At 54.3% G+C, this 25,643-nt stretch carries 24 protein-coding genes; 16 read left to right on the forward strand and 8 right to left on the reverse strand.

What is annotated here, in order from left to right:
* The first annotated feature begins 145 nt into the window (after positions 1-145).
* Positions 146-1,069, forward strand: coding sequence for a LysR substrate-binding domain-containing protein (locus AC1UKS_RS11895; protein WP_482436959.1), 924 nt, complete (start codon positions 146-148; stop codon positions 1,067-1,069).
* 12 nt (positions 1,070-1,081) lie between these two features.
* Here AC1UKS_RS11895 and smrA read toward each other — a convergent pair whose 3' ends face one another.
* Both smrA and AC1UKS_RS11905 read right to left on the reverse strand, forming a co-directional pair.
* Entirely contained in the window at positions 1,082-1,654 is a 573-nt protein-coding gene (smrA, locus tag AC1UKS_RS11900) for a DNA endonuclease SmrA (protein WP_482433742.1), read from the reverse strand.
* Between the two features lie 88 nt (positions 1,655-1,742).
* The gene (locus AC1UKS_RS11905; RefSeq protein WP_482433744.1) at positions 1,743-2,696 is read right to left on the reverse strand and encodes a sugar-binding transcriptional regulator; all 954 of its coding nucleotides are present in this window, start codon (positions 2,694-2,696) and stop codon (positions 1,743-1,745) included.
* Positions 2,697-2,866: 170 nt separating this feature from the next.
* On the opposite strand from AC1UKS_RS11905, the gene dalD reads away from it, so the two are divergent.
* The 4 genes from dalD to AC1UKS_RS11925 all read left to right on the forward strand — a co-directional run bounded on the left by dalD (position 2,867) and on the right by AC1UKS_RS11925 (position 7,991).
* The gene (dalD, locus tag AC1UKS_RS11910) at positions 2,867-4,261 is read left to right on the forward strand and encodes a D-arabinitol 4-dehydrogenase (RefSeq protein WP_482436961.1); all 1,395 of its coding nucleotides are present in this window, start codon (positions 2,867-2,869) and stop codon (positions 4,259-4,261) included.
* Positions 4,262-4,271: 10 nt separating this feature from the next.
* Positions 4,272-5,741 carry a xylulokinase gene (gene xylB, locus AC1UKS_RS11915; protein ID WP_482433745.1) on the forward strand — a complete coding sequence of 490 codons (1,470 nt, stop codon included), beginning with the start codon at positions 4,272-4,274 and terminating at the stop codon, positions 5,739-5,741.
* Positions 5,742-5,794: 53 nt separating this feature from the next.
* Positions 5,795-7,087, forward strand: coding sequence for an MFS transporter (locus tag AC1UKS_RS11920; protein ID WP_482433746.1), 1,293 nt, complete (start codon positions 5,795-5,797; stop codon positions 7,085-7,087).
* A gap of 148 nt (positions 7,088-7,235) precedes the next feature.
* Positions 7,236-7,991: an FNR family transcription factor gene (locus tag AC1UKS_RS11925; protein WP_013202029.1), complete on the forward strand. Its 756-nt coding sequence runs from the start codon at positions 7,236-7,238 to the stop codon at positions 7,989-7,991.
* Positions 7,992-8,056: 65 nt separating this feature from the next.
* Here AC1UKS_RS11925 and AC1UKS_RS11930 read toward each other — a convergent pair whose 3' ends face one another.
* Positions 8,057-8,998, reverse strand: coding sequence for a glycosyltransferase (locus AC1UKS_RS11930; RefSeq protein WP_482433748.1), 942 nt, complete (start codon positions 8,996-8,998; stop codon positions 8,057-8,059).
* A 665-nt stretch (positions 8,999-9,663) separates the two neighbouring features.
* Between AC1UKS_RS11930 and uspE the strand changes: the two genes are divergently transcribed.
* Complete coding sequence (gene uspE / locus AC1UKS_RS11935; protein ID WP_013202026.1) at positions 9,664-10,614, forward strand: universal stress protein UspE; 951 nt, start codon at positions 9,664-9,666, stop codon at positions 10,612-10,614.
* A 77-nt stretch (positions 10,615-10,691) separates the two neighbouring features.
* Here uspE and pntB read toward each other — a convergent pair whose 3' ends face one another.
* On the reverse strand, positions 10,692-12,080 hold the full coding sequence (gene pntB / locus AC1UKS_RS11940; protein WP_482433750.1) for a Re/Si-specific NAD(P)(+) transhydrogenase subunit beta: 1,389 nt from the start codon (positions 12,078-12,080) through the stop codon (positions 10,692-10,694).
* A gap of 10 nt (positions 12,081-12,090) precedes the next feature.
* Complete coding sequence (gene pntA, locus AC1UKS_RS11945) at positions 12,091-13,620, reverse strand: Re/Si-specific NAD(P)(+) transhydrogenase subunit alpha (protein ID WP_265910350.1); 1,530 nt, start codon at positions 13,618-13,620, stop codon at positions 12,091-12,093.
* A 517-nt stretch (positions 13,621-14,137) separates the two neighbouring features.
* On the opposite strand from pntA, the gene ydgH reads away from it, so the two are divergent.
* Together ydgH and AC1UKS_RS11955 are read left to right on the forward strand one after the other, a co-directional pair.
* Positions 14,138-15,088, forward strand: a complete 951-nt coding sequence (gene ydgH, locus AC1UKS_RS11950) for a DUF1471 family protein YdgH (RefSeq protein WP_265910348.1) — start codon at positions 14,138-14,140, stop codon at positions 15,086-15,088.
* A gap of 228 nt (positions 15,089-15,316) precedes the next feature.
* Positions 15,317-16,708: an amino acid permease gene (locus AC1UKS_RS11955; RefSeq protein ID WP_265910347.1), complete on the forward strand. Its 1,392-nt coding sequence runs from the start codon at positions 15,317-15,319 to the stop codon at positions 16,706-16,708.
* Here AC1UKS_RS11955 and AC1UKS_RS11960 read toward each other — a convergent pair.
* Positions 16,705-17,118 (reverse strand): hypothetical protein, encoded by a 414-nt coding sequence (locus AC1UKS_RS11960; RefSeq protein WP_013202021.1) that lies wholly within the window; start codon positions 17,116-17,118, stop codon positions 16,705-16,707. The two genes, AC1UKS_RS11955 and AC1UKS_RS11960, sit on opposite strands and share 4 nt — an antisense overlap.
* A 174-nt stretch (positions 17,119-17,292) precedes the next feature.
* Here AC1UKS_RS11960 and rstA point away from each other — a divergent pair, with 174 nt between their 5' ends.
* The 6 genes from rstA (at position 17,293) to AC1UKS_RS11990 (ending at position 22,627) form a co-directional block, all read left to right on the forward strand.
* Positions 17,293-18,021, forward strand: coding sequence for a two-component system response regulator RstA (rstA, locus tag AC1UKS_RS11965; protein WP_013202020.1), 729 nt, complete (start codon positions 17,293-17,295; stop codon positions 18,019-18,021).
* Positions 18,018-19,319, forward strand: coding sequence for a two-component system sensor histidine kinase RstB (gene rstB, locus AC1UKS_RS11970; RefSeq protein ID WP_482433753.1), 1,302 nt, complete (start codon positions 18,018-18,020; stop codon positions 19,317-19,319). The genes rstA and rstB overlap by 4 nt, the downstream gene beginning before the upstream one ends.
* 29 nt (positions 19,320-19,348) lie before the next feature.
* Positions 19,349-20,839: a carboxypeptidase M32 gene (locus AC1UKS_RS11975; RefSeq protein WP_482433755.1), complete on the forward strand. Its 1,491-nt coding sequence runs from the start codon at positions 19,349-19,351 to the stop codon at positions 20,837-20,839.
* 161 nt (positions 20,840-21,000) lie between these two features.
* Positions 21,001-21,525: an acid resistance repetitive basic protein Asr gene (asr, locus tag AC1UKS_RS11980; protein ID WP_134824045.1), complete on the forward strand. Its 525-nt coding sequence runs from the start codon at positions 21,001-21,003 to the stop codon at positions 21,523-21,525.
* A gap of 91 nt (positions 21,526-21,616) precedes the next feature.
* Positions 21,617-21,697, forward strand: a complete 81-nt coding sequence (gene ydgU, locus AC1UKS_RS11985; protein WP_471721134.1) for a small membrane protein YdgU — start codon at positions 21,617-21,619, stop codon at positions 21,695-21,697.
* Between the two features lie 114 nt (positions 21,698-21,811).
* Complete coding sequence (locus AC1UKS_RS11990; RefSeq protein WP_053143422.1) at positions 21,812-22,627, forward strand: trypsin-like serine peptidase; 816 nt, start codon at positions 21,812-21,814, stop codon at positions 22,625-22,627.
* Positions 22,628-22,688: 61 nt separating this feature from the next.
* Here AC1UKS_RS11990 and AC1UKS_RS11995 read toward each other — a convergent pair whose 3' ends face one another.
* Positions 22,689-23,021, reverse strand: a complete 333-nt coding sequence (locus AC1UKS_RS11995; protein ID WP_482433758.1) for a YnfA family protein — start codon at positions 23,019-23,021, stop codon at positions 22,689-22,691.
* A 129-nt stretch (positions 23,022-23,150) separates the two neighbouring features.
* Here AC1UKS_RS11995 and AC1UKS_RS12000 point away from each other — a divergent pair, with 129 nt between their 5' ends.
* Entirely contained in the window at positions 23,151-23,501 is a 351-nt protein-coding gene (locus tag AC1UKS_RS12000; RefSeq protein WP_072134900.1) for a DUF1283 family protein, read from the forward strand.
* Between the two features lie 50 nt (positions 23,502-23,551).
* A complete protein-coding gene (locus tag AC1UKS_RS12005; RefSeq protein WP_455915334.1) occupies positions 23,552-23,848 on the forward strand; it encodes a DUF1161 domain-containing protein in 297 nt (98 codons plus the stop codon).
* An 86-nt stretch (positions 23,849-23,934) separates the two neighbouring features.
* Here AC1UKS_RS12005 and AC1UKS_RS12010 read toward each other — a convergent pair whose 3' ends face one another.
* Positions 23,935-25,389, reverse strand: coding sequence for an MDR family MFS transporter (locus tag AC1UKS_RS12010; RefSeq protein ID WP_053143426.1), 1,455 nt, complete (start codon positions 25,387-25,389; stop codon positions 23,935-23,937).
* Positions 25,390-25,643: the final 254 nt, after the last annotated feature.

Raw genomic sequence — 25,643 nt, forward strand, 5'->3', positions numbered from 1 at the left:
CTTTGATAGTTGACGGGTGTGAACGCGGTTAAAAGTGATGGAAAACTGTGCAAAAGCCGTAAATGTTAACTAAATTTTGCAATAAGGTTAACAAATCTCTCTTATGCGCCTTGCCAGTTGGCTGGCCTGCTACTTACGCTGGGTTATGGATAAAAATTACCTGTTTAATCAGCGCATTCGCTTGCGCCATCTGCACACTTTTGTCGCCGTTGCTCAGCAAGGGACGCTCGGTCGTGCCGCCGAAACGCTGTCGCTGAGCCAGCCAGCGCTGTCCAAAACCCTTAACGAGCTGGAGGAGCTGGCCGGTGCACGCTTGTTCGATCGCGGTCGGCTGGGCGCGCAGCTCACCACCATGGGCGAGCAGTTCCTGACCCATGCGGTGAGGATCCTCGATGCGCTTAATCACGCCGGACAATCCTTTAGCCCGGCAGAGATTGATCAGCCGGCAGTGCTGCGCGTGGGCGTGTTAACCACCGTGGCGCTTGGGATGCTGCCGTCGATACTGGATCGCTTCCACCAGCTGCAACCTCAGGCAATTGTTCAGGTGGCTACCCTGCACAATAACGTGCTGATTGCCGGTTTACGAGCCGGAGAATTTGATGTCGGCATCGGTCGCATGGCCGATCCGGAAATGATGACCGGGCTGACCTATGAACTGCTGTTTATGGAAAATTTACGGCTGGTGGTTCGGCCCGATCACCCGCTATTGAGTGACAACGTCACGCTGTCCAAAGCCTTGTCATGGCCGGTAGTGATTTCGCCGGAAGGCACGGCACCCCGGCGTCTGGCGGATGAGATGATCAAAGAACAGGGCTGCCGCTTACCGTCCACGCTGGTGGAAACGTCGGCGACGTCCCTCGCCCGGCAGCTTGCCTTGCGTTACAACTACGTCTGGTTTGTGCCGTCGGGCGCGATCAAAGAGGATTTGCTGCATCAGTCGCTGGCCGCGTTGCCGATTGCGTCGCACGGGCCTGGTGAATCGGTGGGGATCATTACCTGTACCGGCGCCGCGTTAAGCCTCAGCGCAGAAGTGCTGCTGGCTACCGTGCGTAAATCCCATTCAGGGTAGCCAGCTTAAGGCTCAACGACTGCGTTTGGCGTGGCGTTCGCGGTTTTCCAGTCGGGCCTGCTCGGTTTTCTTCAATCCGACATAACAGGCACCGCTACCGCCATGCTGCGGCAACGCGCTGCAGTATGCCTGTACCAGATCGAATTGCTGCAACCAGCGATCCAGATAGCTGCGCACGATGTTGGCATGCGAATCATCTTCCCGCCCTTTGCCATGCACAATCAACAGATTGCGGTAGTTCTCCTGCTCAGCCAATAGCATAAAGCGATAAAGCGTCTGTCGGCAGGCTTCCACCGGCTGCCGCAGCAGATTCAGCGTGGCGTTGGCGGGATATTTTCCGTGGCGCAGCTTATCCAGAACGCCCTGCTGAATACCTTCGGCCTTGAATTCTAACGGCGTTTCGCGCGGGATAATGGTGAGATAACCACTGGTCAGGGGATTATCCAGCTGCAGGTCTTCCAGGGTGTTGCGGGGTAATTTGGTTGAGGGGGATTTCAACCAGTGAACACTGGCGCAATCCTTTAGCGGCTTAACGTCTTCCATTGCCATCGCATCTTTAAACAGATCCTGCTCGTCAAGATTCATCTTGCGGTCCCCCGGAGGTCAAAAAAACGGAGGTGGAGAATGGCTCCACCCTGCAAGTTTAGCAAAAGTCTCGCCGGAAGCACTCCCCTTAATCGCCCCGAGAAAGCGCGTAACGGGCGCTGGCCTCATCGGTGATCAACCCGGTCATCCAGCGTCCCCGTAATGCAGCGGCGATCGCTTTATGCTTGTCCTCACCGCCCGCAAAGGCGATCACTTTACGTTGCGTTTGCGCGGTGAGTTCCACGCTGGTCAGCCGCCGATCTAACTCGCTGGGCACCCGCTTGCCATCCTCACCGATAAAGTGCCCGAGCATTTCTGCCGCCACCTTCAGCGATTCCAGCGTGCTCACCTGGCTGTCGGTGATAAAGCCATCGGCATTCAGCGGGCAGCCTGCGGCAACCTGCCCGATGCCAACGAACATGATATCGGCACTGGCCGCTTTTTCGGTGACGGTGCGATAGATGCGGTGGTTACACCACAGATCGCGGTCTTCTACGCTGTCGGCATACAGCGGCGCAGGCAGAATAAAATAGCGGCCCTGGGTTTTCTCCGCCATCCACAGCGGTACGTCATAGCGGGTACAGGAACCATCGCTGGCGATCGCGCCAATCAGCGACACGCAGCTGTGCTGCGGCCGGTCAAACTCGGGCAGTTCATCAATGGTTGCCCGCAAGGTTCGGCCAGAGCCGACGGCAATGGTCTGCGCGTCTTCCAGCTTCAGCGTTTGTGCCATCACTTCCGCGCCGGCAACCGCGATCATCTGCTGCAAGCCTTTGCCATCCACTCCAGCCGACGGCACCACCTGGCAGATCTCCAGATTGAAGCGGGTTTTTACCTGTTCGGCCAGCGTCATGCAGTCCGCCACCGGATGGGTAATGCTGACGCTCACCAGGCCCTCCTCTGCCGCCAGCGCCACCAGCCGCTGGGCCACCTGGCGTGATACGCCAAGCTTATCGGCAATGTCGTGCTGGGTTTCCCCGGCGACGTAGTACATCCAGGCGGCTCTGGCAGCCTGATCGAGTTTCTTATTGTGCTTACTCATTCCGTTGCTCCGCGATTTTTTTCCAGCTTACTCTGAATAATTGCCCGACCATCGGGCAAAAGCAAATTTTGTGATCTATCCCGCAGACAGCCGAGCGCAGAATCCGCAGGCTATAACGCATCAGGCAAAAGCCCCAATTATGAGCAAAAGCCCAAAATCAGGAGAGAATGATGACCACTGCTACCCCGTCGATTTGGCTGCACATTGGTGCAGGATCCTTTCACCGTGCCCATCAGGCCTGGTATCTGCATCGCCTGATGGCTCAGGGTGATTGCCGCTGGGAGATTGCGCTCAGCAATATTCGCGATGATGCGGTACCGCTGTTTAACACGCTGGCCGCGCAAAATGGCGAGTACACGCTGGAAACCGTTACCCCGGAAGGGGAACGTCAGTACGAGAAAATCACTTCAATTAAAACCCTGGTGCCGTGGGATGCGGAGCTTAAAGGGCTGATTAAGCAAGGCGCTGACCCGCGTACTAAAGTGATTGCCTTTACCGTGACCGAGAGCGGTTATTTTCTGGATAACGATCACCAGTTAGACCCTGAGCATGCGGATATCAAAGCCGATCTGCGGGGAGAGGCGCGGACGATTTATGGCGCCCTGACCCTCGTGCTGCTGGCCCGCATGGCCGCGCACGGCAATCCGCTGACGCTGCTTAACTGCGACAACCTGCGGCATAACGGCGCACGTTTCCGCCAGGGTTTCCTCACCTTCCTTAAGCTGCGCAACGAACCGGCTTTACTCGACTGGGTTACGGAAAATACCACCTCACCCAATACCATGGTCGACCGTATTACGCCGCGTCCGACCGCCGATATCGCGCCGCGCGTGCTGGACGCCACCGGTTTTGCCGATAAAGCGCCGGTCATGGCGGAAGCCTTTATCCAGTGGGTGATTGAGGATGACTTTGCCGCCGGACGACCCGCGCTGGAAAAGGTCGATGTGGAGATGGTCGACTCCGTGCTGCCATGGGAAGAAGCCAAAATCCGCATCCTGAACGCCAGCCACAGCTGCATTGCCTGGGCTGGGACGCTGGTCGGGCAGGACTTTATTCACCAGAGTACTCAGACCCGGGAAATTAAAGAGATGGCCTGGGAGTATGTCACTCAGGACGTGATCCCGTCGTTGCTGCCAAGCCCGTTAGACCTTGAGAACTATCGCGACGTGGTGCTGGCACGCTTTGCGAATCCGTATATTCGCGACACTAACCAGCGCGTGGCCGCCGATGGTCTCTCCAAGATCCCCGGTTTTATCAGCCCCACCCTGATAGAAACCTACCAACGGGGCGACACGCCGCGTGCGACCTCGCTGCTCCCGGCGCTGTTCTTCCTGTTCCTGCAACGCTGGCACCAACAGGATCTGCCTTATGACTATCAGGACGGGGCTCTTGATGCAGCGGCACGCCATGAGATGTTCAGCCATAAGGATGCGCTGGCCCGCTATGCCGGCGATGCCACCCTGTTTGGGCCGTTGTCACAGCGCGCAGAGTTTGCCGCGTTACTGGAGCGTTCGGTCGCCAGCCTGCAAAGCTGGGCCAGACATCCGCAGCCGGTAAGCGAATAAGGAGCCGGTTATGTACCTCGGAATTGATGCGGGAACGTCGGAAATCAAGGTGCTGGTGATCGATCGGCATGGCGAGATTGTCGCTACTTCAGGCGCGAAACTCACGGTGCAGCGCCCTCATCCACACTGGTCTGAACAGGATCCGGCTGAATGGTGGCAGGCGCTGCAACAGGCGGTTAGCAGCCTGCGTTCAAAAGTCGGCGAACGTTGGGCCAGCATACGTGCGATAGGACTCTCCGGCCAGATGCATGGCGCCGTGCTGCTGGACGGTGATAACCGGGTGCTGCGTCCGTGCATTTTATGGAACGACACCCGCAGTGCCGCAGAATGCCAGGCGCTGATGGCATCAGCCACCGATCTGTCGGCGATTTCCGGCAATCTGGCGATGCCCGGTTTTACCGCGCCCAAGCTGTTATGGGTGTCGCGCCATGAACCGGCAATTTTCGCCAAGACGGCCAGCGTCCTGCTGCCAAAAGACTATCTGCGCTGGAAAATGAGCGGTGAGAAACTGAGTGATATGTCGGATGCGGCGGGCACTCTCTGGCTGGACGTGGCGAAGAGAGACTGGTCCGACAGCCTGCTGGCTGCCTGTGGCCTGACCCGCGATCATATGCCGCGTCTTGTTGAAGGATCTGAACCTGCGGGAAAACTCAAACCGGAACTGGCCCGCCAGTGGGGATTGAGTGATGAAGCGATCATCGCCGGCGGCGGCGGTGACAATGCGGCCAGCGCGGTGGGCATGGGTGCCGTCAATGCGGGCGATGCGTTTATCTCGCTGGGCACATCCGGCGTGCTGTTCGCGGTTAACGATCGCTTCCGCCCTAATCCGACGTCTGCGGTCCATGCATTTTGCCATGCGCTTCCAGAGCGCTGGCACCAGATGAGCGTGATGCTGACGGCGGCCAGTGCGCTGCGCTGGCTGTGCGATCTGCTGGGAGCGTCAGAAACCACGCTGTTAGCGGAAGTGGCGACCTTAAGTGCGGCTGAACAGCGCAGCGCGCCGGTGTTTCTGCCTTATTTATCTGGCGAACGCACGCCGCACAACGACCCGCAGGCGACAGGATCGTTTCATGGGTTGACGCACGCCACCCAGCGATCCTCACTGGCCTATGCCGTGCTGGAAGGCGTGACCTTTGGCATGGCTGACGGCCTGCAGGTGCTTAAGGAGGCGGGCACCCGCATCAACAGCTGTTCACTGATCGGCGGCGGTGCCCGCAGTCCCTGGTGGGCGCAACTGATGGCTGATGCGCTGAATATCCCGATTGTTACCCATCAGGGCGGTGAAGCTGGCGGTGCGTTGGGCGCCGCGCGATTAGGCTGGCTGGCGGATGGCGGTGACGAAGCCGTGGTCTGCCGCAAGCCTGCTGAATTAACACGCTATCTGCCTGAGGCTGGCCGCCATCAGCGGCTGCAAAAGCGGCTGGCTTATTTCCGCTTGCTCTATCAACAACAGCGCGAGGCTCGCGCACTCGGTTTCTAAATCATCCCGGACGCCATGTCCGTCCGGGCCCTGCACGCCTTAGAGGAATCATCATGCAATCAGCAAAAAACTGGTTCGGCCTCCCCTTGTCTTTGATTTGGGGTTATATCGCCATTGCGGTGTTTATGAGTGGCGACGGCTTCGAAATGGCCTTCCTGTCAAAGCACATCACCGACCTGGGATTCAGCCCGGCAGAGTCCGCTCTGGTGTTCACGATTTACGGTGCGGCGGCGGCGCTGGCGGCCTGGAGCTCGGGTGTGGTGGCGGAAATTATCACCCCACAGCGCGCGATGCGCATTGGTTTCATTCTTTGGGTGGTGATGCATATCCTGTTTATGACTCTTGGACTGGGCATGCGTAACTATCCGCTGATGCTGCTGTTCTACGGCATTCGTGGGCTGGCGTATCCGCTGTTTATCTACTCATTTGTGATGCTGGTGGTGCAAAACGTTCCTAAACATCAGCTTTCATCGGCGATGGGCTGGTTCTGGGCGATGTACTCGGTCGGCATTGGCTGTATTGGCAGCTATCTGCCGAGCTTCACCATTCCGTGGATCGGCGAAACCGGCACGCTGTGGTTCGCAATTGCCTGGGTGGTGGTCGGAGGTTTAATGGCGATGGTGCTGCTGCGCAAAGTGGGTGGCGAAAGTGAAAAGGCCAATCTGACCACCCGCGAGAAGTTCACCGAACTGTCCCGCGCAGTGACGATTCTGTTCACCAACCGCAATATCTTTCTCGCATGCCTGATCCGCATTATCAATACCCTGTCGCTGTTCGGTTTTGCAGTGATCATGCCGATGCTGTTTGTCGGCCGGTTGGGCTTTAGCATGTCGGAGTGGCTGCAGATTTGGGCGGTGTTCTTCTTTGTCACCATCTTCACCAATATTATGTGGGGCGTGCTGGGAGAATATATTGGCTGGATCCGTCAGGTTCGCTGGTTCGGGTGCCTGGGTTGCGCCCTGTCCAGCCTGGCGTTTTACTATCTGCCGGTCACCTTTGGCCACAATTACTGGGTGGCGATGATCCCGGCGGTGATGTTAGGGATTACGGTTGCCGCGTTTGTACCAATGACCGCGGTATTCCCGGTGTTGGAACCGAGACATAAAGGTGCGGCCATTTCGATTTATAACCTGTCTGCCGGGTTGAGTAACTTTTTGGCTCCGGCGATTGCCTCGCTGGTTTTGCCCTTCTTTGATATCGTCGGGGTTGTCTGGACCTATACCGGTTTGTACCTGTTTGCGGGGATCTTGACGCTAATCATAAAAGTAGAACAACCTGCTCGCGTGAAAGAAAAGGGTAAAACAAAGCACTATTCCGGCGCTGTTACCGCAGTTGATAAGTCTTAGGTTTGATTAAAATCAACATATTCAACGGGATGCAAATTTAACCAGCATCCCTTCTCTTTATATGGCTAAAACTGCTCGGATCAGTTCCCTTATGTGACGAAAAAATGTTAAAATTGACCCCAGTCAATAATCAATCGAGCGTATCTCTATGATCCCGGAAAAGCGTGTTATCAACAGACGTATCCAGTCTGGCGGTTGTGCTATTCATTGTCAGGATTGCAGCATCAGCCAGCTCTGTATTCCCTTCACGTTGAACGAGCATGAGCTCGATCAGCTGGATAATATTATCGAACGCAAAAAGCCGATTCAGAAAGGCCAGACGCTGTTCAAAGCTGGGGACGAGCTGAAATCGCTGTACGCTATTCGTTCCGGAACCATTAAGAGCTATACCATCACCGAACAGGGTGACGAACAGATTACCGGATTCCACCTTGCGGGTGACCTGGTGGGCTTCGATGCCATCAATGGTGGCCAGCATCCGAGTTTCTCCCAGGCGCTGGAAACGGCCATGGTGTGTGAAATTCCGTTTGAAACGCTGGATGACTTGTCTGGCAAAATGCCAAGCCTGCGTCAGCAGATGATGCGCCTGATGAGCGGTGAGATTAAAGGCGATCAGGAAATGATCCTGCTGCTCTCCAAGAAAAATGCCGAAGAGCGCCTGGCGGCCTTTATCTACGGCCTGTCTCGTCGCTTTGCCGAACGTGGCTTCTCTCCACGCGAGTTTCGTCTGACCATGACCCGTGGCGACATTGGTAATTATCTCGGCTTAACCGTTGAAACCATCAGCCGTTTGCTGGGTCGATTCCAGAAAAGCGGAATGCTGGCGGTAAAAGGCAAATACATCACCATTGAAGATCATGATGTGCTGTCGCAGCTGGCCGGACAAAGCCGCGCAATCGCCTGATCTCACTCCGCCGGGTTGGCCTGCTAACCCGGCGTTTTATCTCCATCCCGCCCTTTCAGTGCTGTTTATCTTAGCTTTAGCACCAGCTTTATATAAAAGAAGAAATCACTCGGACTGTTAATTCCCTTACCCAGTCTGGAAAGCGAAATATTCCCCTTAAAGTTGCGCTTAATTTTATCCTTATCCCGTACCCGGTTGCGGTACAGTCCAAGAAAATGGCGCGTCTCAACCAGGGCATGCCGCAATAAACAGAGCCTGACCGACTCATACCCTGGCTTACGGGAATAGTTGATTGATTTTTTAATCACATCGATATAACTGGTTGCTCTGAGATCAAAATAATCCCCGCGATTGGTAATCGACTGAGCATTGTGCAGATAGGTATAGTCTTTCTCATCCGAAATATAAAAGTTACCATTATTGATGGCTAATTCTACCGTCCACAGAATGTCCTTGTGGCTTTTGCCTTCATGGAAGGTCATTCGATGCCTTTTAACGTAGTCCGACCTGACCAGCTGTAGCCAAAGGTAATGGGGCCACTCATCGTTATCAACGCAGCTTTGCATCCAGCTGAATCCGCTAATCACTTTATTGCAGGACTGCTTTTCGTGGATCGCCACCTTATGTTCATGCCCGAAGCCATCGCGCCAGGCGTTCATCACCAGTACATCAACGTGGTTCTCTTCCGCCATCCTTAAACGGTCATAGATAAACCCGTTCCCGACACGATCATCCGCATCGAGGAACATCAACCATTTGCCGCGGTGAGCGGCTAATCCGGCGTTTCTTGCCGCGTAAACGCCCTTGTTCACCTGGTCAAGCAATACTACCCGTGGATCGGTGATCGCGGCGATAATGTCGTGAGTGTTGTCACTGGAACCGTCATTAATGACGATCAGTTCAAAATTAACCCGTGTTTCACGGCAAATTTCGTCTATCAAACCCCCAATGCTATCCGCTGCATTAAACACAGGAATAATGATGCTCACATCAATATTATCCGTCATGGGTAAACCACTCTTATTTAACATTGTTGTCAGCCCCAGCATTCTGTCGGCACTGCCGGTATCTCAGTTCAATCACTTCAGTATGTAAACACTCTTCACACAGCGCTTTATCCGTAGAGGTGACTCTGTCGAATAAATTCCTGTCCTTATCACATCGTTCACACTCTTTTTTCGCTAACACCACATTCAACCCCAGAACATCAATTTTTAATCAGATTATTCATTCATGAGTTATAATTACCGCCGTTACTAATCAGGCGGTAGATTATTGTGACGGTCTTTCATTGGTTCACGCTTCGGTTATAAAGTTCAGGGTTAGAGATTCCTAAAGTGCGAAATGATGAAGTTAAAAGATTAATTTCAACGGCTTGATGGCGGAATGTTTTTAACACCTACGTGTTGGAATTACCCCTTTTGATTTCGGAAAAATGACCGCGTCTTGATTTGTAAACGCTAGCTACCGCTGATGGCGTGGGGTTGCTGGGGCCGGGTTGGCAACGCGGTTTTGCTAAGCCTTTTTTCTGCTGTTGTTAGCCGGCTGGCGAGGTGTAAATAGCCTGCTTATTATTTGTTATAATATTGATCCGCCTATAACTTTTTCCTTCTGCACAGGCCGCTATTGGGCTATCTTTAACCTATCACGATCAGTGTCTGGAGAACCCGTTATGACCAAGTATCAAAACATTCTCGTGGCGGTCGATCCGCAGCAAGACGATCAGCCTGCGCTACGCCGTGCCGTGTATCTGAACCAGCGCCTCGGTGGCCGGATCACGGCTTTCCTGCCGATTTATGATTTCTCATACGAAATGACCACCCTGTTGTCGCCTGATGAACGCACCACCATGCGTAAAGGCGTGGTCAGTCAGCGCACCGAATGGATCCGCGAACAGGCCCAGTCTTATCTGGATGCGGGCGTCCACATTGAGATCAAAGTGATCTGGCATAACCGCCCTTACGAGGCGATCATTCAGGAAGTGCTGAATGGGCGTTATGACCTGGTGCTGAAGATGGCTCACCAGCACGACCGCCTGCAGGCGGTGGTCTTTACCCCTACCGACTGGCACCTGCTGCGTAAATGCCCATGCCCGGTATGGATGGTGAAGGATCAACCGTGGCCTGAAGGTGGCCGCGCCGTGGTGGCCGTTAACCTTGCCAGTGAAGAACCGCATCATGATCCACTCAATACCAAGCTGGTAAAAGAGACGCTGGAACTGGCTGATTTAGTCAACCATACCGAAGTCCATCTGGTGGGGGCTTACCCGATTACTCCCATCAATATCGCCATTGAACTGCCGGACTTCGATCCGAGCGTTTATAACGACGCGATCCGCGGTCAGCATCTGCTGGCGATGAAAGCGTTGCGGCAAAAATTCAGCATTGATGAGAAGTTTACCCACGTCGATAAAGGCTTGCCGGAAGAGGTTATCCCGAATTTAGCGGAACATCTGGATGCGGGTGTGGTGGTATTAGGCACGATTGGCCGCACCGGGATATCTGCGGCGTTCCTCGGCAATACGGCGGAACAGGTTATTGATCATCTGCGCTGCGATTTGCTGGCGATTAAGCCTGACGGTTTTACCTCGCCGATTGAACTCGATGATGATGAAGACGATTAATGTCAGTCTCTGAACAATAAAAAGGCCGGGAAATCCCGGCCTTTTTTATATCTGACGCCCCGCTAACGGGGAGCCTGTTACAGCGCTTTCAGAATGGCATCGACGGTAGCTTTCGCATCACCAAACAGCATCTGCGTATTCTCTTTGAAGAACAGTGGGTTCTGCACACCGGCATAACCGGTATTCATTGAACGCTTAAACACCACCACGTTCTGCGCTTTCCACACTTCCAGCACCGGCATACCGGCGATTGGACTGCGTGGATCCTCCTGCGCAGCCGGGTTCACCGTGTCATTGGCACCAATCACCAGCACGGTATCGGTACTGCCGAAATCGTCGTTGATTTCGTCCATTTCCAGCACGATGTCGTACGGAACACGGGCTTCAGCCAGCAGCACGTTCATGTGCCCAGGCAGACGACCGGCAACCGGATGGATACCAAAGCGAACCTTGATGCCACGGGCGCGCAGCTTTTCAGTAATTTCCGCAACCGGATATTGCGCCTGCGCGACCGCCATGCCGTAGCCTGGGGTAATGATCACCGAGGTGGAGTTTTTCAACATTTCTGCCGTGCCTTGCGCGTCAATCTCACGGTGCTCACCCACTTCATCGGTTTCACCGGTTGAGCTGCTGTCGGTGCCAAACCCACCGGCAATCACGCTGACAAACGAGCGGTTCATCGCCTTACACATAATGTACGAGAGGATCGCCCCGCTGGAGCCCACCAGCGCTCCGGTGACGATCAGCAGATCGTTGCTGAGCATAAAGCCCGCTGCCGCCGCTGCCCAGCCTGAATAGGAGTTGAGCATTGACACCACCACCGGCATATCCGCGCCGCCGATTGAGGCCACCAGATGCCAGCCGAAAGCCAGCGCAATTACCGTCATAATCAGCAGAGCAAACACCTGTACACCGGTGCTGTCAGTGCGGACAAAGGCGATCAGCAGGCAGAGTGAAACCACCAGCGCCAGCAGATTCAGCTTATGACGATGCGGCAGCATCAACGGACGGGATGAAATTTTGCCGCGCAGTTTGCCAAAGGCCACCAGAGAACCGGTGAAGGTCACCGCACCGATAAAGATGCCGATAAACACTTCGGTCAGATGGATATTTTCCAGCACCAAATCAAGGCCAGGGCCATGATCGAGGTAGCTGTTAAAGCCCACTAACACGGCGGCCATACCGACAAAGCTGTGCAGCACGGCAACCAGCTCTGGCATTTCAGTCATTTCGACCTTTTTCGCCAGGCGGATACCGATGGTGCCACCGATGACCATTGCTAACAGTACCCAGCCAACGTTGCCGCTGTCCGGGCCAAGCAAGGTCGCCAGCAGCGCAATCGCCATACCGCTGATACCGAACAGGTTGCCCTGTTTAGCCGTCTCATGTTTCGCCAGCCCAGCCAGGCTGCAGATAAAAAGAATTGCGGCAACAATGTATGCTGCAGTCACTAATCCTTCAGACATTGATTACCCCTTAGTTCTTACGAAACATTTTCAGCATGCGCTGAGTGACGGTGAAACCACCGAAAATATTAATGCTGGCAATCAGCACCGCAACGAAGGACAGGAAGCTGACCCAACCGCCATGACCGATTTGCAGTACGGCACCGACCACGATGATGCCTGAAATGGCATTAGTCACCGACATCAGCGGCGTGTGCAGGGCGTGGCTGACATTCCAGACCACGTAATAGCCGACCACGCAGGAGAGTGCAAAAACGGTAAAATGCGACAGGAATGCCGCAGGTGCGACGTTGGCGAACCAGCCAAACAGCACGATCGCCAGCGCAAACAGCACATACTTACGCAACGGAGAAACCGGCTTCTTCTCAACTTTTTCGACAGCTTTCGCCGCTGGAGCCGCTTTCGGGGCAGCAGACACCTGAATAGGCGGTGCAGGCCAGGTCACTTCACCCTCACGGATAACCGTGACGCCGCGGATCACTACATCCTCGAAATCGACGCTGATTTCGCCGTTTTTCTCTTTGCACAGCAGCTTCAGCAGGTTAACCAGGTTAGTGCCGTACAGCTGTGAAGACTGCGTCGGTAAACGGCTTGGCAGATCGGTATAACCAATGATTTTCACGCCGTTTGCGGTGGTGGTCACTTGATCGGCGACGGTCAGTTCGCAGTTACCGCCGGTTTGCGCCGCTAAGTCGACAATCACGCTGCCCGGCTTCATCGAAGCCACCATCTCAGCGGTGATCAGCTTCGGTGCCGGACGCCCTGGGATCAGCGCGGTGGTGACAATAATGTCAACCTCTTCGGCTTGTGCCGCAAATAATGCCATCTCCGCCTTAATAAAGGCTTCTGACATCACTTTTGCATAGCCGTCGCCACTACCTGCTTCCTCTTCAAAGTCCAGCTCAAGGAACTCGGCGCCCATGCTCTGCACCTGTTCTTTCACTTCCGGGCGGGTGTCAAAAGCACGGACAATCGCACCAAGGCTGCCAGCGGCACCAATTGCTGCCAGACCCGCCACACCCGCACCGATCACCATCACTTTCGCCGGCGGTACTTTACCTGCGGCGGTGATTTGACCGGTGAAGAAGCGGCCAAACTCATGGGCGGCCTCAACTATCGCGCGGTAGCCGGCAATATTGGCCATTGAACTCAATGCATCCAGCGACTGGGCACGTGAAATGCGCGGCACGGCGTCCATCGACATGACGGTCACGTTGCGCGCTGCCAGTTTCTCCAACAGTTCAGGGTTCTGGGCTGGCCAGATAAAGCTCACCAGCGTGCTGCCCTCGCGGGTCAAGGCAATCTCGGCATCATCCGGTGCATTGACCTTAAGAATAATGTCTGACTGCCAGACGGTAGCGGTGTCAACCAGCGTGGCGCCGGCTGCCGCATAGGCAGCATCATCAAAACTGGCCAGCTTGCCGGCATCGTGCTCAATCGCCACGCTGAAGCCGAGTGCTAAAAGCTGCTCTACCGTTTTCGGTGTGGCGGCGACTCGCGCTTCGTTGGGCAACCGTTCTTTGGTTATTCCAATTAGCATAATAATCCCTTTCATCAGAGGTGAAATGATGGTTGGTCCTGCTGCAACGGCCCAAACGACCGGTGCAGGATCTGTTTCAAACTGTTTATAACCTACTGAAAAGTTGTGCTGCGATCCAGCCACGGCACGACAGTTCGCGACTTTTCATATAAAAATCCATAGTAAAGTGGCAAAAGCATCGCTTTGATACTGTATTTACTCGACAAACACGCATAATCTGCTAGCAAAAAACATGCAACAGACTTGCCATCGTGAGAAAAACATATTATTTAACAATGAATTAACGATATAAGTGATATCAATAACCAGCTTAGGTGGTAACCAGACGGCTAAGCGCGCAATTTAACAATTATTTAATATCCTCACCGTGGGTATGCTCAGCGCAGACAACCCATCGCTCAAAATGGCTGAGACAGCGGGCATTATTACATGCAATAATCGGCTGCTAATCTGTTACACATCAAGAGTCCAGCACGTTTTCGTACTCATTTTTTGCGTAAGGCGAAGGATTATTTTTATGAAGCTGAAGAACACCATTCTGGCGTCAGCCCTGTTGTCACTCACATCATTATCCGCTTTTGCGGCACAGGAACTGTCACCAGAAAAAGCGGCCGCGCTGAAACCCTTTGATCGTATTTCGATTTCTGGCCGTTTCAATGCGATTAACGACGCCAGCGCTGCCGTGTCAAAACGTGCCGATGAGTTGGGCGCCGCTTCTTACTACATTCAAAGTATTAATGATACCAACGGTAATGGCGGGAACTGGCGTGTTGTGGCAGACGTGTATCACAATGATGCGCCTGCAGCGGCACCCTCTAACGACCGCGTAATTAACGGCGTTCGTGAACTGAATAAAGCAGAAGCCTATAAATTAGAGCCTTACGATACGGTTTCGATCAGTGGTTTCTACCGCAGTCAGCCTGACGTCAACGATGCCATCACTAAAGCGGCAAAAGAGAAAGGCGCTGCGTCCTTCTTTATTGTTCGTCAGATTGATGCCAACAGCGGCGGCAACCAGTACATCACCGCCTATGTCTACAAAGCCAATGCGCCGGAGCGTAAAGTTCAGTCTCCAGACCTGATCCCTGCTGATTCTCAAGCCGGTAAAGCGGCGCTGGCGGCGGGTGGTGCGGAAGCGGCGAAGGTACAAATCCCAGGTGTTGCGTCCTCGCAAACGCCAAGCGCTGATGTGGGACGTTTCTTCGAGACGCAATCCTCTACTGGTCAGCGCTATACGGTCAAAACTCCGGACGGCAAGAGCGTGCAGGAAGTTAGCGCCATCACTGCGGCACAGATGCAGCCGTTCGACAGCGTGACCTTTACCGGCCACTTCGGTACCCCAACAGAAATTTCTGATGCTGTTGGTCAGGCGGCGATTAAGAAAGGCGCGAAGTACTATCACATCACGCGTCAATGGTCTAACCAGAGCGGCGGTAACCTGACGGTCTCTGCTGACCTGTTCAAGTAATCTCTTCAGGAGACGGCTTCCGGGCCGTCTTCTCTATTTTGCATACTTCCTACCCCGAATGTGCATAACCAGTCACAAACCAGCCTGTTCGCATTGCATCTCCTGCCCTCACTCCGTAGAATCCCCGCCTTCTTCAGTTGATCCCTTCACGGCCCACGCTGTTTACACGCATTAAACGCGACGGATTATCACTGAACTGGTTTTTTATTCTGCTATCGGGATGCTTTTTTGGACAAAAAATTAGGTCTTACCGCGCTGACCGCGTTGGTTCTCAGCTCGATGCTTGGCGCGGGCGTATTCAGCCTGCCGCAAAATATGGCGGCAGTCGCCAGCCCGGCCGCGCTGTTGATCGGCTGGGCCATCACCGGCGCGGGCATTATTTTGCTGTCACTGGCGCTGCTGTTACTGACGCGCCTGAAGCCCGAACTGGATGGCGGCATTTTTACCTATGCCCGTGCAGGTTTTGGTGAGCTGGTCGGGTTTTGTTCCGCCTGGGGCTACTGGCTTTGTGCGGTGATCGCCAACGTTTCCTATCTGGTGATTGTCTTTTCCGCACTCAGCTTCTTTACCGACTCGCCGGGACACGTGGTGTTCGGTGATGGCAACACCTGGCAGGCGGTGCTCGGCGCTTCCGTGCTGCTGTGGATGGTGCACTGGCTGGTGCTCCGTGGCGTGCAAACCGCCGCCAGCATCAATCTGGTGGCTACGCTGGGTAAACTGGTGCCGTTAGGGCTGTTTGTGGTGCTTGCCGCGGTGGCATTCAACTATGACCGCTTCCATTTTGACTTTACCGGCCTGGCGCTCCACGCGCCGGTCTGGCAGCAGGTGAAAGACACCATGCTGATTACCCTGTGGGTATTTATCGGCGTGGAAGGCGCGGTGGTGGTGTCTGCCCGCGCGCGCAATAAGAAGGATGTGGGTCGCGCGACCTTACTGGCTGTCATGGCGGCACTGATTGTTTATCTGCTGGTCACCCTGCTCTCTTTAGGCCTGGTGCCAAGAGCGGAACTGGCTGGCATGCGCAATCCATCGATGGCCGGATTAATGACCCGTCTGGTAGGATCCTGGGGAGATGTGATCATCGCCGTGGGCTTGATTGTGTCGGTATGCGGTGCGTATCTCAGCTGGACGATTATGGCCGCCGAAGTGCCGCTGATGGCCGCAGAGCATGGCGCCTTCCCGCGATCGCTGGCAAAGCAGAACCGTCGCGGCGCGCCTTCCGCGTCGCTGTGGCTAACCAATATCAGTGTGCAGGTGTGCCTGGTGTTGATCTGGTTGACGGGGTCGGATTACAACACGCTGCTGACCATTGCCTCAGAAATGATCCTGGTGCCCTATTTCCTGGTGGGTGCGTATCTGTTTAAGGTGGCGCGTCAGCTAAACCGACCGGGCATCATGGCTATCGCCAGCGGTGCCAGTGCGTATGGCCTCTGGCTGCTGTATGCTTCAGGCCCACTGCATTTGCTGCTTTCGGTGGTGCTGTATGCGCCAGGCGTGCTGCTGTTCCTGTTTGCCCGCCGGGGTGGACGCGGCACAGCGCAGCTCAACGTGCTGGAAAAAGGGGCGATGGCATTGCTGGTAGTGGCGTCGGCACCCGCGATGTGGATGCTGGTTCGCTAGTGCGAAAAGGCCGGAAGGTTGACCGTTAAGCGGTCATCTTTCTGCTGCAGGGTCAGCGGCTTGACGTACTCCTGATGGACGAGGTCAAGCTGACGATCCGAAAGCGGATAAGGCAGAAGAATATCAAACTGCTCAATGTGTTGTTGTTCAGCGAGGGTAATCAATCGGGCGATGTTTATCTCATCGCTGACCTGGGTCGAAATGATTTGTAACGCCAGCGCTTTGAGTCTTTCAGAAGGGATTTCAGGCAGGTCGCGGGAGTTTCGGGTCACCACACCAAAAATCGGGATAACCCCATAGATCGCATCCATAAAGCTCCAGCGCTTTTTGCAGGATGCGGCGAGAAAATCGATATAATTGAGGCAGATATAATCACTGCACCCGGCAGATGCCAGCTTATTATCAGACACTCTCGTTCTCCTTTCTCTCAAGATTATTCCCCTGAGTCGCCACGGCAACCCGGCGGATATAATGGCATAGTATAGGGTGCTTATACTATACATCTGACGTTATTTAGCAGCGGGTAATAGTAGTTAAGTTTAACAAAGGGTAATCTTGCCTTTCCATTTCAGAAAAACAGCCCTATGAACAAAATTGTGTTTGTCGAAGATGACCAGGATGTTGGCGAACTGATCGCCGCATACCTGAGTCGCCATGATATTGAAGTGATTGTTGAAAGCCGTGGCGATCGGGCTGAAGCGACCATCGCGGCAGCCATGCCAGACCTGGTGATGCTGGATATTATGCTGCCTGGCAAAGACGGCATGACCTTGTGTCGGGATCTGCGTGCCGGCCAGGACTGGTCGGGGCCGATCGTGCTGCTGACGTCCCTCGACAGCGACATGAACCACATTCTCTCTCTGGAGATGGGGGCTAATGATTACATTCTGAAAACCACCCCACCCGCGGTATTGCTGGCGCGGTTACGCCTGCATCTGCGTCAGGCGGGCAGCAGCAGCCAGAGTGATGAAATCGCGCCCAAAGTCGCCGGTCAGAATGCGTTGCGCTTCGGGACGCTGGCTATCGACCCGGTCAACCGCCAGGTTTCACTCAATAATGAAGTGGTCGCCCTTTCAACTGCGGACTTTGATCTGCTGTGGGAACTGGCGACGCATGCCGGGTCGATCCTTAACCGCGATGCCCTGCTGAAAACGCTGCGTGGCGTCAGCTATGATGGCATGGATCGCAGCATTGACGTGGCGATCTCCCGCCTGCGTAAAAAGTTGCTGGATAGCGCCACCGAACCCTATCGCATCAAGACCATTCGTAATAAGGGCTACCTTTTTGCGCCACACGCGTGGGACGCTAAATGAAGAAGCTGTTTATTCAGTTTTACCTGCTGCTGTTCGTCTGCTTTCTGGTCATGGCGATGCTGGTCGGCCTGGTGTATAAATTCACCGCCGAGCGGGCCGGTCGTCAGTCGATGGACGACCTGATGAAAAGCTCGCTCTATCTGATGCGCAGCGAACTGCGTGAAATTCCGCCACGCGACTGGAATAAAACCATCGATAATCTTGAGCTGAATTTGTCGTTCAAGCTGCATATAGAACCGATGAGCAGCTATCAGCTTGATCCGCCTACCCTGCGCCGTCTGCGCGCCGGTGAGATTGTGGCACTCGACGATCAGTACACCTTCCTGCAGCATATTCCCCGCAGCCACTATGTGCTGGCGGTGGGACCGATTCCCTATCTGTTCTTTCTGCATGAGATGCGCATTCTGGATATTGCGCTGTTAGCCTTTATTGGCATCTCGCTGGCGCTGCCGGTGTTTATCTGGATGCGACCGCACTGGAAAGACATGCTCAGGCTGGAAACAGCCGCCCAGCGATTTGGCCAGGGCCATCTGAACGAGCGCATTCACTTTGACAGCGCCTCCAGCCTGCTGCGCCTTGGCGTGGCGTTTAATCAGATGGCCGACAACATCAATACGCTGGTGGCCAGTAAAAAGCAGCTGATTGATGGCATCGCCCATGAATTACGCACCCCGCTGGTTCGCCTGCGTTACCGGCTGGAGATGAGTGATAACCTTACCGATGCTGAAGCGGCGGCGCTGAACCGGGATATCGGTCAGCTCGAAGCGCTGATTGAAGAGCTGCTGACCTATGCCCGACTCGATCGCCCTAAGGTTGATCTGAATTTGCAGTCACTGGATTTAGCCGAATGGCTGCGTGAACGGCTGGATGATATCCGCTCGGTACAGCCAGATTTTGCTATCGAACTGGATATGCCCCAACGTCAAAACCTCGGCGTGGCGGATACCCGACTGATGGAGCGGGTGCTGGACAACCTGGTCAACAACGCGCTGCGCTATGCTGACCAGCGGCTGCGGGTCGGCCTGTGGTTTGACGGTGATATTGCCTGTCTGCAGGTTGAAGACGATGGCCCCGGCATTCCGCTGGAAGAGCGTGAGCGCGTGTTCGAGCCCTTCGTGCGTCTCGATCCCAGCCGTGACCGCGCAACCGGCGGATGTGGTCTGGGCCTGGCGATTGTCCACTCGATTGCCCAGGCCTTTGACGGCTATGTGTTGATCGATGCCAGCCCGCTCGGCGGCGCCAGCGTTCGCTTTTGCTGGCCAGTTAATTTACCCTTATCGTCACCTCGCGCTGCCTGACAGCGCCATAAATCATTCAAGGGAGCGCCATGTCATCTGCCTACGCTAATTTAACCCGCACCTTCACACGCCTGTCGCGATTCGGCCACCTCTCCGCCATTGCCGGCTGGGATATGATGACCATGATGCCGCCCGGTGGCAGCAGCGCGCGCGGTGCTGCCCTGGCGGAACTGAGCGTGCTGCAGCACGAAATCCTGACCGCAAAAGAGGTTGGCCACTGGCTGGATGAAGCTGAACAGGCTTCACTGAATGATGTCGAGCGCGCCAACCTGTTCGAGATGCGCCGCGCATGGCAGCAGGCCGCCCTGCTTCCCGCCTCGCTGGTGGAAGCAAAATCGATTGCCGGTTCCCGTTGTGAGCACGCCTGGCGTCAGCAGCGTCCGGCTAACGACTGGCAAGGATTTGCAGAGAACCTGAAGGAAGTGGTGAAGCTGAGCCGCGAGGAAGCCGAAATCCGCGCCCAGGCTAACGGTTGTTCGCGCTACGATGCGCTACTGGATATTTACGAGCCGGGCATGACCAGCGCCAAACTGGATAAAACCTTTGGTGAAATCAAAGAGTGGCTGCCTTCATTGCTGCAACGCATTGTCGATAAGCAGGCTCAGGAAGTGGTCGATGTGCCGGTTGGCCCGTTTGCGGTCGAGTCACAGAAGCAACTGGGTCTGGCCATTATGAAGCAGCTGGGCTTCGATTTTAACGCAGGCCGACTGGATGTCAGCGCGCATCCTTTCTGTGGCGGCGTTCCGGATGACGTGCGTATCACCACCCGTTACAACGAGAACGAATTTATCAGCGCGATGATGGGCGTGATCCACGAAACCGGTCATGCGCGCTACGAGCAAAACCTGCCGAAGCAGTGGGCAGGCCAGCCGGTATCTCATGCCCGTTCCACCGCCATCCACGAATCGCAAAGCCTGTTTTTTGAAAAACAGCTTGGACGCAGTGCGGATTTCCTTAGCCTGCTGCTGCCACAGGTTAAGCTGCTGATTGGCGATCGTCCTGAGCTGGAAGAAGGCAATTTTATCGCACTGAACCAGCGGGTGAAGCCAGGACCGATCCGCGTAGATGCCGATGAAGTCAGCTACCCGGCGCACATCATCCTGCGTTATGAAATTGAACGTGCGTTAATCGAAGGCGAGATTGAGGTCGACGATATCCCTGATCTGTGGCAGGAAAAAATGCAGTCACTGCTGGGTCTGGATACCACCGGCAACTACCGTGACGGCTGTATGCAGGATATTCACTGGACCGATGGTGCCTTTGGTTACTTCCCGACTTATACCCTGGGAGCCATGTACGCCGCTCAGCTGTTCCAGGGCGTGAAGAAAGCGCTGCCTGACGTTAATGAACTGCTGCGCGAAGGCAACCTGCAGCCGGTATTTGACTGGTTACAGCAAAATATCTGGCAGCACGGCAGCCGTTTCAGTACCAAACAGCTGATTGAGAACGCCACCGGGGAAGACCTTAACCCGCAATACTTCCGTCAACATCTGGAAAATCGTTATTTAAACGGCTTCTGATCCTCCTTCAAGGCAGGCTACACGCCTGCCTTCCTCACTTCGTACAATCCGTTACACGCCGATACCAATCACTCACTGAAAGCATTTCCCCCTTCTCATATAGTTACTTCACCGGCCCCGCAGTGGGCTGACACATGAACTAAACTTTTGAGGGTTTTTCAATGAAAAAATTATTTGCTCTGGTTGTAGCCGCTGCAATGGGTATGTCTTCAGTTGCTTTCGCTGCTGAAACCACCGCCGCTCCAGCAACCACTTCTGCTGCAACGACTGCTGCTCCGGCTAAAGCGACTACCGCTAAGCATCACAAAAAACACAAAGCAACTGTGCAGAAAGCGCAGGCTGCCAAGAAAGTGCACCACAAGAAAACCGCTAAGAAGCCAGTTGCTCAGAAAGCGCAGGCTGCTAAGAAAGTGCACCACAAGAAAGCCGCTAAGCCAGTAGCTCAGAAAGCACAGGCAGCAAAAAAAGTACACCACAAGAAAGCCACTAAGCCAGTTGCTCAGAAAGCGCAGGCTGCTAAGAAAGTGCACCACAAGAAAGCCGCTAAGCCAGTAGCTCAGAAAGCGCAGGCAGCAAAAAAAGTACACCACAAGAAAGCCGCTAAGCCAGTAGCTCAGAAAGCGCAGGCAGCGAAAAAAGTACACCACAAGAAAGTTGCTAAGAAAGCCGCTGCTCCTAAAGCGTAATTCATGAAGCGGGAGCCAGACTCCCCCCTCAACAGCCTTTCAATCAAACACCCGGATTATTCCGGGTGTTTCTTTCCTGGAGTATCGGATGATGGTGCGTCGCTATTTATTCGAAATTATCCTGGGCTTTATGATCCTTTGTGGTGTTATCGCCGCCAGTTTTTACCTGTAACTTTCGTAGCGTGCTGATATTCCAAATTAAACTCCCTTTTTTTTGACTATACGACTATAGTTATTATCACGCCGTAGTTAACTCCCCCCATTCATTCTCCACTCAGAGAGAGACATGCGACTGACAGCTGTTTTTTTAATCGGATGTTTAGCCTTTTCGTTTTATGCCCACGCAGATGATGATGATGAAAGCCCCAGCGCCGCTGACGTCAAAACCCTGTTCTTTGGGAAAGACGATCGCAAACCTGTCGCTGATACCGCCAGCCAACCCTGGGAAGCCATCGGCCAACTGGAAACGGCAAGCGGCAATCTCTGTAGCGCTACCCTGATCTCTGCTCACCTGGTTCTGACCGCCGGCCATTGCCTGCTGGCGCCGCCGGGTAAAGTCGATAAAGCCATTGCTCTGCGCTTTATTTCAAATACCAAAGGCCGCTGGCGTTATGATATTCACGATATCGAAACGCGTGTCGATCCCGAACTTGGCCACAAATTAAAAGCAGACGGTGACGGCTGGATTGTCCCTTCTTCTGCTGCCCCTTATGATTACGGTTTGATTATTTTGCGCAATCCGCCTTCCGGTATTACGCCAATCCCGTTATTTGACGGCAGCCGCAGCGATTTAACCGATGCATTAAAAACTCAGGATCGCAAAGTGACCCAGGCAGGCTATCCGCTGGATCATCTGGAAACGTTGTATTCTCATAGCGATTGTCTGGTGACCGGCTGGGCGCAAAAAGGCGTGCTTTCACACCAGTGCGATACCTTGCCTGGCGACAGCGGTTCCCCGTTATTACTGAAGGTGAATGATGCGTGGCAATTGATTGCGGTGCAAAGCTCAGCACCCGCAGCGAAAGACCGTTATCAGGCCGATAACCGGGCCATTGCCGTCACCGCTTTTCGCGATAACCTGGAAGCATTAGCTCAGGAATAAGTCAGATGGGCAAGTGAGGTTCCGATTCGCTCCTGAATCTACATCGCTTGCCCTTACCCCGTTAACTCCTTCCCCATCCTGCAACAATAATCAGCATGCCGCTAAAGGCGATGATGGCACCCAGCCAGTCGTAATGGCTCAGCTTTACACCATCGACAAAACGCAACCACAGTAACGCGGTCATCACATAGACGCCGCCGTAAGCGGCATACACGCGTCCGCTTGCCGCAGGATGCAGGGTTAACAGCCAGACAAAGGCGGCCAGACTGGCCGCTGCCGGCAGCAGCAACAGCACAGAACCGCCCTTTTTAAGCCACAGGTACGGCAGGAAACAGCCTATAATTTCTGCCAGCGCGGTGAGAAAAAACAGCAAGGTTGTCTTAAAAAACAGCATTCATTCACTCTCTGAAACCTAAACGAAGACGCGGCTGACTGGTGAGCCTTTTCAGCCTGATGATATACTATCTTAAGCATACGCTTGCCGACAGGCGTTGGGATCAACAGAAAAACCAAGGAAATGACGATGAAACAATGGCAAAAACATCTGAGCAAGGCTGCTCTGCCGCTGGTGCTTTTTGGCACTTTGTTCAGCATCCAGCACAGCGCACAGGCGCAAACTGACAGGTTAATTATTCAGGATGGCAATAATGCCCTCAGCAACGAGCAGGCTCGTCAGGATAAAGAGCAGTGGGATGAGACTCAACGTTTGCGTACCAAAGTGAACACCCGCGTTGAGAAAAACTTCGACAAATACGACCGGGCTGCCGATACCCGTGATGCCTGCGATCAAAGCCTGAACGTCAATGCTTATTGGGAGCCGAATACTCAGCGCTGCCTGGATCGTCGCTCTGGCCGTCAGATCATTGCGCCCTGAGCTGCTATAGTTAGCACGGTATTGATAGCACACGCAAAAATAGGGATGACATGATGAAACACACTAAGTGGATGTTAGCCGCACTGATGGTTATTGCACCTCTGGCCGCACAGGCTTCCTGTGACACGGTAAAAGCGGATATTAATCAGAAGATTATCAATAATGGCGTAGCGGCGGGCGATTTCTCATTGGATATCGTGCCAAACGATCAGGCAGACCAGGCCGGTGGCCAGGTGGTCGGTCACTGCGAAAACGACACGCAGAAAATTGTCTATAAGCGCAACGGCGCCGATAATGACGCGGTGCCCGCCAGCACCGGCACTTCTCAGGATGCACCCGCTTCCTGACGCGTTGGGGGCGAAACGCTTCGCCCCCTTCAACACTTCAGCGTTAACCCCTCAACTCTTCAACAATCCTGCCATGCCCGCGACACCTAATGCGGTTTTGTCGCCGGGATAAATCGCGCGATCACCAGACTCGCCACCGCAATGCCCACCGACACCGCAAAAACCCAATGCAACGACAGGGCAATCTCACTCACCATCTGGTGCAGCGTGCCATGATGCAGCGCTTCACGCTGTGAATGCGACATGATTTGTTGTACCGGATCGTTATAATCCGGCAGGCGGATCAGCAGGTTATAGTTGAGTACCGCGCCCAACACCGCCGTGCCCAGCGCTGAACCCAGCATGCGGCTAAACATGATCGATGCGGTGCAGATGCCGCGAATATGAAACTCCGCGGTGTTTTGTACCGCAATCAGGAAGGTGGTGCTGGTCATCCCCATGCCGGTACCGATCACAAAGGCCGAAATCCCGGCGTGAAAGACCGAGCTGTTGCTGTGTAGCGTCAGTAGCATCGCGGTGCCCACGATCAACAACACCGAACCCAACTGCGCGGTAAACCGGTATGAGGTTCGCTGCATCAATCTGCCACTAAGGGTGCTGGCAAGCGGCCAGCCGATCGACATCATCGCTAACGCGCTGCCTGCCTGCAGGGGCGTGCCGCCATTTACCCCCTGAATCCAGGTGGGCAGAAAGGCACTGATCCCCATCATCGCCGCGCCAATCACCAGATTTCCAGCATTGCCGGCAACCAGCGTGCGGCTGCGCCAGATTGCCATCGGGAACAACGGCTCATCAGCGCCCCGCTCATGTCTGACTAACGCATAGCCTGACACCAAAGCGATGACCAACAGCGCCACCGACCAGTAACCGAGGCTTTCGGCCTGTAACAACGCGGTTAGCAGCGCTGTCACGGTGAGCATTAACCAGCCGCTGCCGGCCAGATTGAGCTTTTGCGTTTGTTCTTTGCTGGATTCAGGAAACCATTTGGCCAGCATCAGCATCGAGATAATGCCAATCGGCACGTTGACCCAAAAAATCAGCGCCCAGTTAAAGTGCTGAACGATCCATGCGCCGGTCAACGGTCCGGTAATGGCCGCAATTCCCCATACGCTGGAAAGCCACCCCTGAATGCTGGCCCGCTCTTTAGGCGGATAAACATCGGCGATGATGGTTGAGGTCAGCGGCATAATCGCCCCTGCGCCCAGCCCCTGAAATGCGCGGAACAGGATCAGCCAGGCCATATTGCTGGCAAATCCACAAAGTATTGAGCCGATCAAAAACAGCGAAGTGCCAATAAAGAACACCCGTTTCCGGCCCCAGAGATCCGCCAGACGACCGTAGATCGGTACGCTCACTGCCTGAGTCAGCAGGTAGATAGAAAAAACCCAACCAAACAGCGAAAAGCCGCCGAGTTCGGCAATGATCGTTGGCATGGCGGTAGCAACAATAGTCACTTCAATGGCCGCCATAAACATCGCCAGCATGGCGGCGACCAGTATCCAGTGGCGATGCGTGACCTGGTGTTGTGCTGATTCTGACATAGGGTTCCCTTGATAAACTCCTTCTATTCTGGCCTGGTTTTGAGGACAGAGTTTCCGAAACGTGCTTTCTTATAAACGTATGTTTGTTACGGTGTCACCTATTTGACGATAAAATATTTTCATTGAACTCAACCCAGTGCTGGTAAGGCTTCTGCATCAGTATGGTCGAAAACTATCCTACTGATTTTAAGCCTAAAACTTGGCACAGCTGTGACTAGCCTGCTATAGGTTTTAGGGCGCTTTCAAACCCTTTA

Source organism: Erwinia sp. AK-PDG3-5, assembly GCF_056821705.1.